The sequence below is a fragment of the Pseudomonas mucoides genome, from assembly GCF_015461845.1.
GTDB classification, from domain to species: Bacteria; Pseudomonadota; Gammaproteobacteria; order Pseudomonadales; family Pseudomonadaceae; genus Aquipseudomonas; species Aquipseudomonas mucoides.
The window spans coordinates 1,282,593-1,297,358 of record NZ_JACOPW010000002.1 but is presented as its reverse complement, the minus strand read 5'-3'; the positions used below and the strand labels follow the sequence as shown (position 1 = coordinate 1,297,358).

Here is a 14,766-nt window from a genome sequence, read left to right as displayed (position 1 = left end):
AACAAAGTGAACCTGTAGGAAATATCAGTTTTAGTATCTTTACAGGCCGGTTTTGTGGCGTTGGGCGCCGGTGTGATTCAGTAAACCCAAACCTCAACCCGTCGATTCTTGATCCGCCCTTCATCCGCGTTATTCGCCGCCACTGGCATTTCCGCACCAAAGCCGCGAATCTCGCGAAACACCACGCCGCTTTTCACCAGTTCTCGCCGCACCGCCATCGCCCGCAGCTTCGACAGCAGATCGGCGCGTGCCGGATCGCTCTTGGCATCGCCAAACCCGACCAGCGTGACCTCGCGGTTGGTTTTGTCATGCTGCTTTATATAGTCGAGCACCCGCGTCAGGTCCTGTTGCGCCTTGTTGTCGAGCGTTGCGCTGCCTTCTTCAAAGCGGAAATTCACCGACAGCCGCTGCGCGTGACGACTGAGTGCCTGATAGCCCTCCGGCATCAACGCATTCGGCGTGACCGTGATGGCCTGGACCGTCTGGGCGATAAAACCGTTGGCCGCGACAATCGCCTGGCCTTTGCTGCTTTGCGTGAACACCGCCAGGGCCTCGGCCCATGGGTTTTCCCCATGGGGCGGCAGGTAGAAAAACAGCCGGCGGGACAACGGATAGTCTTCCGTGGCGATCAGGCTGTTAAGCGGCAACATCGCCTGGGATTGGCCATCGACGATTGCCACGGCTTTGGCCTGGCGCACATAGGGCAGGCCGATGAAGCCGATACCTTGCGGGTCAAGACTGACGGCGTCAGACAATTGTTCACTGGACTCGAAGCGTTTCGCGGCGCCGTTCAGGGTTTTCCCACGACGGCTGAGGACTAATTCCTTGAACGTGTCGTAAGTGCCCGACTGGTCATCCCGCGCATAGACATGAATCGCGCCACCGCTGCCGCCGAGCTCTTCCCAGGTTTTGGCTTCGCCACTGAAGATTCGCGCCAGTTGTTCGGTGTTGAGCTGGTTCAACGGGTTTTGCGGGTGAAGGATGATCGCCAGGCCATCGATGGCGATGACTTGTTCGGCGTCGGGGCTTTTGAAGTCGCCCAAGGGTTCGAGGTCCACCACTTCGCTGTCCTTGATCGGACGCGAAGAGGCGGCGAGGTCGGCATTGGTATTCTTCAGCGCGGTGAAGCCGGTGCTGGAGCCGTGCGCTGCCACCTCCACCACAACGCGACGGCCTTGTGCCGTTTCGCCGACGATGCGCAGTTCGTTCGCGGTGTCCGATGCTTCGCTGTGAACCTTGAGCAGGCCCTGTTCGCGCAACAGCCCCTCGACTAACGCCGGGCCCAATGCCGCACCGATGGTGTTAGAGCCCTGGATACGCAGCACCGGGCCATTGGCGGAGATTGGTAAATCAGCGGCCGATGCCGTCAGGGGCAGGCCGGCGCACAGCATCCATAGAAACAAAACGCGCAGCGTCATGCCCGCACCTTAAAAAACCAAAGAAAGTGCGGGGAGAATAAGTCAGTAAGATTTCCGAAAGATGACAGTTATCTAATATAGGAGTGAGCCTGCTCGCGATAGCGGACTGTCAGTCAACAAAGATGCTGAATGTACAGCCGCTATCGCGAGCAGGCTCACTCCTACATTTAGGGGATTGTGTTGAGATTTGGATATCAGCTCAATTCAAGCCAGATCGGCGCATGATCGGAGGGTTTCTCCATCCCTCGCAGGTCGTAATCCACGCCAGCATCCTTGACCCGTGGCAACAAGCCATGGGACGCCATGATCAGGTCGATCCGCAGCCCGCGCTTGGGTTCGTCTTCAAACCCACGGCTACGGTAGTCGAACCAACTGAAACGGTCGGCCACGTCCGGGTTCAGGTGGCGGAAACTGTCCACCAGGCCCCAGTTTTTCAGGCGGGTCATCCACTCGCGTTCTTCCGGCAGGAAGCTGCACTTGCCGGTTTTCAGCCAGCGTTTCATATTGTCCGGACCGATACCGATGTCGCAGTCTTCCGGGGAAATATTCACGTCGCCCATGACTACCACCGGCTGATCGTTGCTGAACTGGCTTTCCAGCAGTTGCTGCAGGTCGCTGTAGAAGCGTTCCTTGGCCGGAAACTTGGTCGGGTGGTCGCGGCTTTCGCCCTGTGGGAAATAGCCGTTCATGATCGTCACCGGCACGCCGTTGGCGTCGGCGAACGTGCCCCAGATGAAGCGGCGCTGAGCGTCTTCTTCATCGGTGGCGAAGCCTTTGTGCAGGGCCAGCGGTTCTTTGCGCGAGAGCAGGGCGACGCCGTAATGGCCTTTCTGCCCATGAAAATAAACGTGATAGCCCAGCGCCTGTACCTCGGCCAGCGGGAACTGGTCGTCGTGTACCTTGGTTTCCTGGAGGCCGATGACGTCTGGCTGGTGTTTTTCGATCAGCGCCGCCAGCTGATGCGGGCGAGCGCGCAGCCCGTTGATGTTGAAGGAGACGATCTTCATGGTCGGCAGTCCTGGCAAAAGGGCGATGCTAGCTGACATGTAGGAATCGGGCCAGTGTAGGGTGAGGGGATTCGTGTTCGGCGGTTGGTCTTTCATCGCTGATGCGGGCCTCATCGCGAGCAGGCTCACTCCTATCGTCCGAGTCTGGTCTATACCTTTGTGGGAGCGAGCTTGCTAGCGATGGCGTCATCACAGTCAACACTGATATCGATCAGTAGGGAACTGTGTCAGCACCGATAGGCTCGTACCAAGAAGAGCACAGCCATTTGAGCTGTACCGGGGAGATCAACCGTTATGCCTGAAACCTCGACCGCCATCGCCGACATTCACATGCTCGACAGCGGCTATGCCCACGAAGCGCGCTCCCTGCTGTACCACGCCTACCGGCACGAGCCGACCTTTGGTTACCTGTTCGAGGCCGAACGTCCCGGTTATGAACATCGGGTGCGGGCCACCGTGCGTGAATTGGTCAAACAGCATTTCCTTCAGGATTTGCCAGCCATCGGCCTGCTGGTCAATGACCGTTTGATCGGCATCGCGCTGATCGCGCCGCCGCAACGACGCCTGGGTATCACCGAAAGTTGGGCCTGGCGTTTGCGCATGGTGCTCAGTACCGGGTTTCGCTGCACCCGTCGCTACCTCGATTACCACGCGGCCGTCGCGGCCTGCGTGCCGAGTGATTCGGTCCACGTGCTGCCGCTGCTGGGGATTCACCCGCAATTCCAGGGCAAACACTTCGGCGAACAACTGCTGCAAGCGGTGCATAACTGGTGCGCAGTCGATGAAACCTCCCAGGGGGTGATCCTCGACACAGGGAATCCTCGCTATCTGGAGTTCTATAAGCGTCAGGGTTATGAGGAAATCGGCGAGGTCGCGGTAGGACCGATTCGCGAACACGTGTTTTTTCACGCCAATCCGCAGGTGTTGCAAACCGCAACGGCATAAACGGTAGAACTTTAACGCCATGCGAGGCTCTATCACGCTCCCAAGCTCGTGATAGCATCCGCGCCTATGAAATTTCCAGGACGAATTACCAGTGGCGCGTTGATGCTGTTCAGCAGCTGCGCGGCGCTGGCGCAAAGTGAATTGGATGTGCGGATAAAACCGTCCAACGATGAACTGAAAGCCAATATAGAGGGCTATATCGGCAACCTCGGCGATCGTGACGAAGAAGCGTTGCTGCGCTTCAGTCGTGGCGCCGAGGATCAGGCGCGCAAGGCCGCCCAGGCCTTGGGGTATTACCAGCCGCAGATCGATAGCGATGTGAAGGGCGGCAAGACGCCGCGCCTGGTGCTCAACATCGATCCCGGTGAGCCGGTGCACCTGCGCACTGTCACGATTCGCGTCGACGGCCCGGCGGCCTCCCTCAAATCCTTTCGTGTGCCCCAGGGCGCGTCGCTGAAAACCGGCGCGGTGCTCAATCATGGCCACTACGAAGACGCCAAGCGCCTGATCCAGAATCAAGCCTCGCGCTTCGGCTTTTTCAGCGGCCACTTCACCCGCCAGAAATTATCGGTAGACCCTCGAGCCGGCGTGGCCGATATCGAACTGATCTACGAAAGCGGCCCGCGCTACGCCTTGGGCAAGGTCAGTTTCGAAGGCGACACGCCGTTTGACGAAGACCTGTTGCAACGCATGGTGCCGTTCAAGCAAGGCGCGCCTTATGACTCCGAACTCATCGCCGAACTCAACCAGGCGCTGCAATCGAGTGGCTATTTCGAAGGTGTGCGCGTCGATGCGGCACCGACGGCGTCCAAGAACGACGTGATCCCGGTGGAGGTCAAGCTCGAAACGCGCAAGCCGCGAACCATGGGCCTGGGCCTGGGTTATTCCACGGACGTCGGTCCCCGGGTCAAGGCCAACTGGACCCGACACTGGGTCAATCCGCAGGGGCACAGTTATGGCTGGGAAGCCGAGCTGTCGGCGCCCCGGCAAAACGTCGGGCTGTTCTACGACATCCCGCTCGACCCGCCGTTGACCGACAAACTGCGTTTTGCCGGTGGTTACCAGAACGAAGACATCGCCGGCACCGACACCCACAGCAAGCTGCTGACCATCGGCCCGGAATGGCACAGCAAATTGCCCAGTGGCTGGCAGCGCGTGGTGTCGTTGAAATGGCAGCGTGAGGATTACTCCCTGGGCGACGACTCGGGTTTGAGTACGTTGTTGATGCCCGGCGTCAGCTATTCCTACCTGAAAAGTGACAACCGCATCGACCCGCACAACGGCTATCGCCTGCAATTCGAGTCCAAAGTGGCGAAAGAAGGCCTGGGCTCAGACAGCAACTTGCTCTACGGCACCGCGTTGGTGAAAGGCTTGACCACAGTCTTTGACAAACACCGCTTTCTAGGCCGGGTACAGGTGGGCGGCAGCGCCACCAATGGCTTCAGCTCAGTCCCGCCGTCACTGCGGTTTTTCGCCGGTGGCGATCAGAGCGTACGCGGTTACGACTATCAAAGCCTGTCCCCGGAGAACTCCGAGGGCGACCGCATTGGCGGGCGCTACATGGTCGCGGCCAGCGCCGAATACCAATATTCCATCGCCGAGAAGTGGCGGGTCGCGACCTTCGTGGACCAGGGCAACTCTTTCAATACACTCGAACTGCCAAACCTCAAGACCGGGGTAGGCATCGGCGTGCGTTGGGTCTCGCCGGTGGGGCCGATCCGCCTCGACCTGGCCCACGCGCTGGACGATGACGGCGGCATTCGGCTGCACTTTTCCATGGGGCCTGAGCTGTGAATCGTGGTTTGGAAATAACGCTGCTGGCGATTCTGGCGTTGCTGATGCTGGTTGTCCTGAGCATCGCCTCGGTGCTGGGCACGGCCACGGGCAGTCGCTGGGCGTTAGGCTTCGTGCCGGGTTTGACCGTCGAGAATTTCCAGGGCCGTTTGGGCGGGCAGTGGAGCGCCGATCATGTGCTGTGGCAGCAAGACACCAGCCGGGTTGAGCTGAGCAAGGTGATTTTCGCCTGGTCGCCGCTGTGCCTGACACGCATGACGTTGTGCCTTGAGCAAGTGAAGGCTGATCAAGTCAGCCTGCAATTTCCGCCCGGTGCTGAAGAAGAAAGCAGCGGGCCGATCAGCCTTCCGGATCTGAAGCTACCCCTGGCCATCGAACTGGGTGATGTGCAGATCGGCAGCCTGCTGTTCAACGGCAGTGAAGCACTCAAAGGCCTGCAACTGGCGGCGCACTGGACCGCGCAAGGGATGCAGATCGACTCGGTGAAGTTGCAGCGCGATGACCTGAGCCTGAACCTCTCCGGCTTGCTGCAACCCACCGGCAACTGGCCGCTCAAGGTTGAAGGTCAACTGACCCTGTCAGCCCCCGCGCCCTGGACGCTGGCGCTGAAGGTCGACGGCGACCTGCTGAAAACCCTGAACCTGAAAGCCGACAGCAGCGGTTACTTGAACGGACAGTTGACCGGCGAGCTGCAACCGCTGGCGGACAACTTGCCGGCCAAGGTACGCATCACCGCCGACGGCTTCAAACCCGCCGCCGACCTGCCAGACACCCTGCAACTCAATCAACTGGAACTCACCGGCGACGGCGATCTGAAAAACGGTTACCAATTGCTCGGTAAAGCCACGCTGCCCGCCGAACAAGGCCCGGTCGCGTTGCTGCTGCAAGGCAAGGTCGACGCCAACGGCGCCCAGATCGCCGCCCTCGACCTCACCGCCAACGACAAGCAAAACCTCAAGCTCAGCGGCACCCTCGACTGGGGCAAAGGCCTGAGCGCCGACGCGAAAATCGCCTGGCTGGATTTCCCGTGGCACCGCCTCTATCCGCTGATCGACGAACCGGAAGTGGCGTTGCGCAGCTTCAACGGTGACATCTCCTACACCGACGGCAAGTACCTCGGCAGCTTCCAGGCAGCGGCGGATGGACCGGCTGGCGCTTTCACGCTGAACAGCCCGTTCAGCGGCGACCTGACGAAAATCTACCTGCAACAAATCCAGCTCCAGGCCGGGCAGGGCAAGGCCGAAGGGCACCTGAACCTGCAATTCGCCGACGGCATTGCCTGGGACACCGCGCTCGACCTGTCGGCGATCAACCCGGCGTACTGGGTGGCGGAATTGCCGGGCACACTGGCCGGACCGCTGCGCAGCAAAGGCGAGATGAAAAATGACACACTCAGCCTCACTGCCGACCTCGACCTGAAAGGCAAACTGCGTGGGCAACCCGCCGTGATCCAGGCCAAGGCGGATGGCGGCGGCGAGCAATGGAACCTCAACGCGCTTCAAATCCGCCTCGGCGACAACAGCATCAACGGCAAGGGCAGCCTGCAACAGAAACTCGCCGGCCAGATCGACATCAAGATGCCGCGTCTGGCCCAGCTCTGGCCGCAACTGCGGGGGCAACTGAACGGCCGCATCGATGTCGCCGGTACGCTCAAAGCGCCGCAAGGCAAGCTCGGGCTGCAAGGCACGCAATTGGCGTTCGACGACAATCGCCTGCAAAGCCTCAACCTCGACGCCACCCTCGACAGCGCGCAACGGGCGAAAATCGACCTCAAGGGCAGCGGCATTCAGGCCGGTGAAACCTCACTGGGTACGCTGACCGCCAGTGGCCAGGGTGACATCAAACACCAGAAACTCAGCCTCGACCTGCAAGGCCCGCAGCTGAAACTGGCGCTCGGTCTCGACGGTGGGCTGGACAAAGGCAACTGGCGCGGGCGCCTGGCCAGCGGCGATATCCAGACCGGTGGGCAAGACTGGAAGCTGCAAGGCCCGGCGAAACTGGAGCGGCTGGCGGACGGCAAAATCAATTTCGGCGCCCACTGCTGGATGTCCGGCCCGGCCAGCCTGTGCGGTGAAGACCAGCATTTAATGCCGGAGCCGAAGCTGCGTTTCCACCTCAAGCAATTCCCGATTGAAAGCCTGGCGCAGTGGCTGCCGAAGGATTTCGCCTGGAAGGGCAGCCTCAACGCCGACCTGCAACTGGACCTGCCGGCCAGCGGCCCGAACGGCCAGATCAGCATCGACGCCAGCGGCGGCACGTTGCGCATGAAGGAGAAGGACCAGTGGCTGGACTTCCCGTACCAGACGCTGAAACTCACCAGCAAACTCACGCCGAAACGCATCGACACTGATCTCAACTTCGTCGGCGGCAAACTGGGCGAACTGATGGTGCAGGCGCAGATCAACCCGTTGCCGAAAAACAAACCGCTCACCGGTTCGTTCCGCTTGAGCGGGCTGGACCTGTCGGTGGCGCGGCCGTTCGTCCCGATGGTCGAGAAGCTCACCGGGCGCCTGAATGGCAGCGGCACGATTTCCGGTGGCCTGTTGGCGCCGCAGGTCAACGGCAGCCTGCTGCTCAGCGACGGTGAAGTCTCCGGGGCGGAACTGCCGATGGCGCTGCACGCCTTGCAACTGAGAGCAGTGATTGTCGGTGAAACCGTGCAATTGAATGGCGACTGGAAAAGCGGCAAGGCCGGGCAGGGCACCCTCAACGGCAACATTGCCTGGGGACAGGCGCTGGTGGTGGACCTGGCGCTCAAGGGCTCGCAGTTACCGGTGACGGTCGAGCCGTACGCCAAGCTGGAAGTCGCGCCGGACTTGAAAATCTCGATGAAGGGCGATGAGTTGGCGATCGCCGGCAAAGTGCTGGTGCCCAGAGGCGAGATCACCATTCGTGAGTTGCCGCCTTCCACGGTAAAAATCTCCGATGACGTAGTGATCGTCGGCCAACAGACCGAAGAAGGCAAACCGCCCTTGGCCATGAAGATGGACATTGATGTGGTGGTGGGCGAAGACAAGCTGAGCTTTGCCGGGTTTGGCCTGACCGCGAATGTGCAGGGGCATGTGCACATCGGCGACAACCTGGACACACGCGGCGAACTGTGGCTCAACGACGGGCGTTATCGCGCCTACGGTCAGCGCCTGACCGTGCGCCGGGCGCGTTTGTTGTTTGCCGGCCCGCTCGATCAGCCGTACCTGGACGTCGAGGCGATTCGCCAGACTGACGACGTGATCGCCGGTATTCGCCTGAGCGGCAGTGCCGAGCAGCCGACCACGCAGATCTTCTCCGAACCGGCCATGAGCCAGGAACAGGCCTTGTCCTATCTGGTGCTGGGGCGCCCGCTGAGCAGCAACGGCGAAGACAACAACATGCTCGCCCAGGCTGCACTTGGCTTGGGTTTAATGGGCAGTTCCGGGGTGACCGGCGGGTTGGCCAAAGAGCTGGGAATCCAGGATTTCCAACTGGACACCGAGGGCAGCGGCACTGCCACCAGCGTCGTGGCCAGCGGCAATATCTCCGAGAAACTCAGTTTGCGTTATGGCGTGGGCGTGTTTGAACCGGCCAACACCATTGCCCTGCGTTACAAGCTGAGCAAGAAGGTCTACCTCGAAGCGGCGAGCGGCGTGGCGAGTTCGCTGGACATCTTTTACAAGCGGGATTTTTGATTTAAGAACTTCAAATGCTCCCTCCTCTTCATGTAATAACAATGTGAAGTAAGGAGGGAGGTTTTAGTGTGTGGGGATATTCACTATAAGGAATAAGAAAAGTTGTCGCGGTTTGAGGGATTAACTTTGTTGTTCTCGTAGGGCGAGTGGATGTTTCCTTGTGGGAAACTGTCTGTTTGTCTTTTTTGTGAGGCATGTGCTGATGAGGGTTTGATCGCTTCAGGTGTTGAGGATATTGATGTCTAGGGGTTTGGCTGTCAGTTTGGATTTTATTTTTTTATTATTTGTTATTGTTTTGTAGTGGGGTAAGTTGACACGTTTTGATGTTTTTTTACTCATCTCTGCTATTTGTTGAAATGAGTTTCTGTACTAGGATGCGTCATCGCAATTGATGCGATCAATTGATTTATCTGACTGGGCTAATAACAAGTCGTAGATGGATGATGACTAATCTTTAAGTGCACATGGAGTAACAAGCATGACCGGTATTACCAACAAATTTTCCGCTGGCGTAGTTGTAATGATGGCTTTGATGGCTAATGCCTATGCCGGCAACGCTTGCCCGACTGTCGGGGCGATCCAGCAAACAGCGATGAAAGACGGCGGCTTTGTCTACACCGCAGCTGCCAGTAAAGGTCTGCAATGGACAGGCGAGAACCCGATAGCTGCAAAGGAGGATCTGATAGCCGTAGCCTTCGAGGAAGCGTATGTCGTCAACGCGAAAAACTTCGTAGCCTGCGATTACGTGGGACCAAAACGCGAAGGTGTGCGAATGACGTTGAAATCCGCTGACGCGGTGAAGCCAGTGGGCGCTGCCTGGACCAACCAGACCCAGGCCGATGGCAGCGTGCTGCCTCGTTGCGCGGGCGTGGCGCCGGAGCAGTGCACGTTTGAGTAAGTAGCCTCGCGCCGACTTGGTTCAAGCCTGGGTCGGTCACTACGGCAACGTTGTAAGCAAAAAGCATAAAGATCGCAGTCTTGCGGCAGCTTCTACAGGGGTACATAAAAACCTGAAGAAGCTGCCGTAGGCTGCGATTTTTTGCTTTTGTGCTGCGCCATTTATCTGTCAAATACAAAGCAACCTAACTATTACGTTGACATTGGCTGCCTAGGCAGTAACATCTCGTCATACATTCACTGCTTAGGCAGCTAATTGGTGGTCAGATGAAGCATTTCACCCCAGACGATTTCGAAAACTGCCACCTCGGTCTCCTGCTGGGACGTGCCGCTCTGCTCAAAGACCGGATCATCGACACCCACATGGAACCCCACGGCATCACCGCCGCTCAGTTCAAGGTGATGATCATCGTGGCCCAGTTCGGCGTCGATACCCCGGCCGAGTTGTGCCGTCACCTGTCGCTGGACAGCGGCTCGATGACCCGCATGCTTGATCGCCTGGAACAGAAAGGTTTCCTCATCCGCCAACGCTGCGAGGCGGATCGCCGCCAGGTTCAACTGGTGCTGACGGCAGAAGGCCAGAACCTTGCCGACCGCCTGCCGCACATTGGCGCCGACGCCATGAACGAACTGGCCGGCGCCATCACCCCCGATGAGCTGAAAACCCTGGAACACCTCCTCAAGAAAATCCTGATAGCCGCCGGTGATTCGATCACCCTGCTGCGGGTAGGTGACAAATGAACAGTAAAACTCTGCGCACCGGGCTGAGCCTGGTCCTGGCCGCCATGACCCTGGCCGGTTGCGCCAGCTACAGCGGCTTGATCACAGAAGGCAAAAGCCTCGATGCGAAAACCCTCAAGGCCGGACAATCCCTCAGCGGCGTAAGCCTGTCGCCAGCGGCCTGGCCGAAAAACGACTGGTGGAAAAGCCTCGGCGACCCGCAACTCGACGGTCTGATCCGCGAAGCCTTGCACGACAGCCCCGACATGCAAATCGCCGACGCCCGCGCGCACCAGGCCAGCGCTGCTGCCTATGCCGCCGACGCCGCGCGCATGCCGACCCTCGATGCCAGCGCCGGTGTCAACCGCTCGCGTCTGGCCCGCGATCAGGACCCGACCGGGCAGGGCGGCACTTACGCCACCGTGCGCAACATCGGTGCCAGCTTCAATTACAACTTCGACTTGTGGGGCGGTCAGCGTGAAGCCTGGGAAGCTGCATTGGGGCAAGCTCGCGCCGCCGAAGTCGATCAACAGGCCGCGCAGTTGACCCTGTCCGCCGACGTCGCCCGCGCCTACAGCGACTTGGGGCAGGCGCACATCGTCTACGACCTGGCCAATGAAGACCTCAAGCGCACTAAACAAATGCTCGATTTGGGGCAGCGTCGCCTGAGCTCGGGCATCGACAGTCAGTATCAGTTCCAGCAGACCCAAAGCCTGGAAGCCACGTCCGAAGCCAGCCTGATCGACGCCGAAAAACGCTTGAACAGCGCCAAAATCGCCCTGGCGGTACTGCTCGGCAAAGGTCCGGACCGCGGCAACGAAATCGCCCGACCGAAAATTCTTCAGGCCAGCGCAGTCGCTTTGCCATCGGTACTGCCCGCCGAATTGCTTGGCCGTCGTCCCGACCTGGTGGCCGCTAGGTGGCGGGTCGAAGCCGCGAGCAAGAACATCGCCGCCGGCAAAACCCAGTTCTATCCCAACTTGAACCTCAGCGCCGCGGCCGGTGCCGAATCGTTGTTGGGGGATGCAATGTTTGGTTCGGCGAGCCGTTTCTTCAACATCGCCCCCACGATTTCTGTGCCGATTTTCGACGGTGGCCGCCTGCGCGCCGACCTCGATTCCCGCGACGCCGATTACGACCTCGCGGTGGCGCAGTACAACAAAAGCCTGGTGAAAGCGCTCGGCGATGTCAGCGACACCATTAACCAGTTGCGCGATATCGGCCGGCAAATCGGTGCCCAGCAGCATGCCACCGACATTGCCCAGGATTCTTACAACACCGTGGTCCAGCGGTACGGTTCCGGCATCGGCAACTACCTGGACGTGCTCAGCATCGAGCAGCAATTGCTCCAGGCCCAGCGTCAGCTGGCCAACCTGAATGCCGAGCAGATCGACTTGTCGATCCAATTGATGCAAGCGCTGGGCGGCGGTTTTCAGGGCGAAACCCTGACCGCAGCCAACGCCCTCCCAGCCACGCAGCACAACTAATTCAAGGTATTTGTCATGGCCACTGCCGATACATCTGCTGCTCCAACCAACACATCACCAGACAACGCTCAAGACACGAGCAATTCGCGTAAACGCAAAGTCATGCTGGTCGTTCTGGCCATCGTGGTTGTCCTCGCCGGTGTCGGCGTCTGGGGTTATCACGAACTCTTCGGGCGCTGGAACGAGAGCACCGACGACGCCTATGTGAACGGCAACGTGGTGGAAATCACCCCGCTGGTCACCGGCACCGTGGTCAGCATCGGCGCGGATGATGGTGACCTGGTCCACGAAGGCCAGGTGCTGATCAATTTCGACCCGAATGACGCCGAAGTCGGCCTGCAAAGTGCCCAGGCCAATCTGGCCCGCACCGTGCGTCAGGTGCGCGGTTTGTACAGCAACGTTGACGGCATGAAAGCCCAGGTCAACGCGCAGCAGGCTGAAGTGCAGAAGGCTCAGGACAACTTCAATCGCCGGAAAAACCTCGCCGCTGGCGGTGCGATTTCCCAGGAAGAACTGTCCCACGCTCGCGACGACCTGACCTCGGCGCAAAACGCCCTGGCCAACGCCAGGCAGCAATTGAAAACCACCAGTGCGCTGGTCGATGACACTGTGGTCTCGTCGCACCCGGACGTGATGTCGGCCGCCGCGCAACTGCGTCAGGCCTACCTGAACAACTCGCGCAGCACCTTGATCGCGCCGGTCACTGGTTACGTGGCCAAGCGCTCTGTGCAATTGGGTCAACGGGTTCAGCCGGGCACCGCGCTGATGGCGGTGATTCCGCTGGATCAACTGTGGATCGACGCCAACTTCAAGGAAACCCAATTGCGTGACATGCGCATCGGTCAGCCGGTGGACATTCAGGCCGACCTGTACGGCAGCGACGTGAAATTCAGCGGCACCATCGACAGCCTCGGCGCCGGTACCGGCAGCGCATTTGCCCTGCTGCCGGCGCAAAACGCCACCGGTAACTGGATCAAAATCGTCCAGCGCGTGCCGGTGCGGATCCACATCAACGCCGAAGAACTGGCCAGGCACCCGTTGCGCGTGGGGCTGTCGACTCAGGTTGACGTGAACCTGCACGACCAGAGCGGGCCGGTGCTGGCGCAACAGCCACCGCAAAAGGCCTCGTTCAGCACCAACGTCTACGACCGTCAGTTGGCTGAAGCCGACGCGATGATCACTCAGTTGATCCACGACAACAGCGCGGCGGTCAGCAAGACCGCGCAACGCTGATTCGCCAATCCCTCAGCGGCGCTCCGTTAATGGGCGCCGCGCCCTCCCGGTTTCAAAGGATTCGCGATGAGCAATAACGCCTCTTTCACGCCGCCCAGCCTGTTGCTCAGCACCATCGGCCTGTCGCTGGCGACCTTTATGCAAGTGCTTGACACCACCATCGCCAACGTGGCGCTGCCGACCATTTCCGGCAACCTGGGCGTGAGTTCGGAGCAGGGCACGTGGGTGATTACTTCCTTTGCCGTGAGCAACGCGATTGCGCTGCCGCTGACCGGTTGGCTCAGCCGCCGCTTCGGTGAAGTGAAGCTGTTTCTCTGGGCCACGGTGCTGTTCGTGCTGGCCTCGTTTCTCTGCGGCATCTCGACCTCGATGCCGGAACTGATCGGTTTTCGGGTGCTGCAAGGCCTGGTGGCCGGTCCGTTGTACCCGATGACCCAGACGTTGCTGATCGCGGTCTATCCCCCCGCGAGGCGCGGCATGGCCCTGGCGTTGCTGGCGATGGTCACGGTGGTGGCGCCCATTGCAGGGCCGATTCTTGGCGGCTGGATTACCGACAGCTATAGCTGGCCGTGGATTTTCTTCATCAACGTGCCGATCGGCGTCTTCGCAGTGATGGTGGTGCGCCAGCAACTCAAGGCGCGCCCGGTGGAAACCAGCCGCCAACCGATGGATTACGTGGGATTGATCACGTTGATCATTGGCGTCGGTGCGTTGCAGATTATCCTCGACAAGGGCAATGACCTGGACTGGTTCGAGTCGACTTTCATCCTGATTGGCGCGGCCATCTCCGTGATCGCGCTGGCGGTGTTCATCATCTGGGAAATGACCGATAAGCACCCGGTGGTGAACCTGCGGCTGTTCGCGTATCGCAACTTCCGCATCGGCACGCTGGTGCTGGTGCTCGGCTACGCCGGGTTCTTCGGCATCAACCTGATCCTGCCGCAATGGCTGCAAACCCAGATGGGCTACACCGCGACCTGGGCGGGGTTGGCCGTGGCGCCGATCGGGATTCTGCCAGTGCTGATGTCGCCGTTTGTCGGCAAGTACGCGCACAAGTTCGACCTGCGATTGCTGGCCGGGCTGGCATTCCTGGCCATTGGCCTGAGCTGCTTCATGCGCGCCGGGTTCAACAATGAAGTGGACTTCCAGCACATCGCCCTGGTGCAACTGTTCATGGGCATTGGCGTGGCGCTGTTCTTCATGCCGACCCTGAGCATCTTGATGTCGGACCTGCCACCGAGCCAGATCGCCGACGGCGCGGGCCTGGCGACGTTCCTGCGCACACTGGGCGGTAGTTTTGCGGCGTCACTGACCACCTGGATCTGGATTCGCCGGGCGGATCAGCATCACGCGTATCTGAGCGAAAGCATCACCACATTCGACCCGGCCACCCGTGATGCACTGAACACCTTGGGCGGGGCGGGTAACCCGGCCTATGCGCAGCTGGATCATGTGCTGACGAGTCAGGCGTACATGCTCTCCACCGTGGATTACTTCACGTTGCTGGGCTGGGGGTTCATGGGGTTGATTCTGATTGTATGGCTGGCGAAACCGCCGTTTGCAGCGAAAGCGGGGCCGGCTGCTTCCGGTCACTGACCTA

At 59.9% G+C, this 14,766-nt stretch carries 10 protein-coding genes; 8 read left to right on the top strand and 2 right to left on the bottom strand.

What is annotated here, in order from left to right:
* Window positions 1-77: 77 nt before the first annotated feature.
* Together H8F22_RS14655 and xthA are read right to left on the bottom strand one after the other, a co-directional pair.
* Window positions 78-1,418, bottom strand: coding sequence for a substrate-binding domain-containing protein (locus H8F22_RS14655; protein WP_027925072.1), 1,341 nt, complete (start codon window positions 1,416-1,418; stop codon window positions 78-80).
* Between the two features lie 194 nt (window positions 1,419-1,612).
* On the bottom strand, window positions 1,613-2,425 hold the full coding sequence (gene xthA, locus H8F22_RS14650) for an exodeoxyribonuclease III (protein ID WP_194940364.1): 813 nt from the start codon (window positions 2,423-2,425) through the stop codon (window positions 1,613-1,615).
* A 294-nt stretch (window positions 2,426-2,719) separates the two neighbouring features.
* On the opposite strand from xthA, the gene H8F22_RS14645 reads away from it, so the two are divergent.
* The 8 genes from H8F22_RS14645 to H8F22_RS14610 all read left to right on the top strand — a co-directional run bounded on the left by H8F22_RS14645 (window position 2,720) and on the right by H8F22_RS14610 (window position 14,762).
* A complete protein-coding gene (locus H8F22_RS14645; protein ID WP_027925074.1) occupies window positions 2,720-3,370 on the top strand; it encodes a GNAT family N-acetyltransferase in 651 nt (216 codons plus the stop codon).
* A 66-nt stretch (window positions 3,371-3,436) separates the two neighbouring features.
* The gene (locus H8F22_RS14640; RefSeq protein ID WP_194940363.1) at window positions 3,437-5,164 is read left to right on the top strand and encodes an autotransporter assembly complex protein TamA; all 1,728 of its coding nucleotides are present in this window, start codon (window positions 3,437-3,439) and stop codon (window positions 5,162-5,164) included.
* Complete coding sequence (locus H8F22_RS14635) at window positions 5,161-8,829, top strand: translocation/assembly module TamB domain-containing protein (RefSeq protein WP_194940362.1); 3,669 nt, start codon at window positions 5,161-5,163, stop codon at window positions 8,827-8,829. Before H8F22_RS14640 ends, H8F22_RS14635 begins: the two co-directional genes overlap by 4 nt.
* Before the next feature lie 478 nt (window positions 8,830-9,307).
* A complete protein-coding gene (locus H8F22_RS14630) occupies window positions 9,308-9,727 on the top strand; it encodes a DUF3757 domain-containing protein (RefSeq protein WP_197622302.1) in 420 nt (139 codons plus the stop codon).
* Window positions 9,728-9,993: 266 nt separating this feature from the next.
* Window positions 9,994-10,467, top strand: coding sequence for a MarR family winged helix-turn-helix transcriptional regulator (locus H8F22_RS14625; RefSeq protein WP_027925078.1), 474 nt, complete (start codon window positions 9,994-9,996; stop codon window positions 10,465-10,467).
* Window positions 10,464-11,933, top strand: a complete 1,470-nt coding sequence (locus H8F22_RS14620) for an efflux transporter outer membrane subunit (RefSeq protein WP_194940361.1) — start codon at window positions 10,464-10,466, stop codon at window positions 11,931-11,933. The genes H8F22_RS14625 and H8F22_RS14620 overlap by 4 nt, the downstream gene beginning before the upstream one ends.
* A 15-nt stretch (window positions 11,934-11,948) precedes the next feature.
* Complete coding sequence (locus tag H8F22_RS14615) at window positions 11,949-13,166, top strand: HlyD family secretion protein (protein WP_027925080.1); 1,218 nt, start codon at window positions 11,949-11,951, stop codon at window positions 13,164-13,166.
* A 66-nt stretch (window positions 13,167-13,232) separates the two neighbouring features.
* Window positions 13,233-14,762: a DHA2 family efflux MFS transporter permease subunit gene (locus tag H8F22_RS14610; protein WP_027925081.1), complete on the top strand. Its 1,530-nt coding sequence runs from the start codon at window positions 13,233-13,235 to the stop codon at window positions 14,760-14,762.
* Window positions 14,763-14,766 lie beyond the last annotated feature (4 nt).

Coding starts and splice junctions, on each gene's coding strand:
- H8F22_RS14655 (WP_027925072.1), bottom strand. CDS start 1,418: ATGACGCTGCGCGTTTTGTTTCTATGGATGCTGTGCGCCGGCCTGCCC.
- xthA (WP_194940364.1), bottom strand. CDS start 2,425: ATGAAGATCGTCTCCTTCAACATCAACGGGCTGCGCGCTCGCCCGCAT.
- H8F22_RS14645 (WP_027925074.1), top strand. CDS start 2,720: ATGCCTGAAACCTCGACCGCCATCGCCGACATTCACATGCTCGACAGC.
- H8F22_RS14640 (WP_194940363.1), top strand. CDS start 3,437: ATGAAATTTCCAGGACGAATTACCAGTGGCGCGTTGATGCTGTTCAGC.
- H8F22_RS14630 (WP_197622302.1), top strand. CDS start 9,308: ATGACCGGTATTACCAACAAATTTTCCGCTGGCGTAGTTGTAATGATG.
- H8F22_RS14625 (WP_027925078.1), top strand. CDS start 9,994: ATGAAGCATTTCACCCCAGACGATTTCGAAAACTGCCACCTCGGTCTC.
- H8F22_RS14620 (WP_194940361.1), top strand. CDS start 10,464: ATGAACAGTAAAACTCTGCGCACCGGGCTGAGCCTGGTCCTGGCCGCC.
- H8F22_RS14615 (WP_027925080.1), top strand. CDS start 11,949: ATGGCCACTGCCGATACATCTGCTGCTCCAACCAACACATCACCAGAC.
- H8F22_RS14610 (WP_027925081.1), top strand. CDS start 13,233: ATGAGCAATAACGCCTCTTTCACGCCGCCCAGCCTGTTGCTCAGCACC.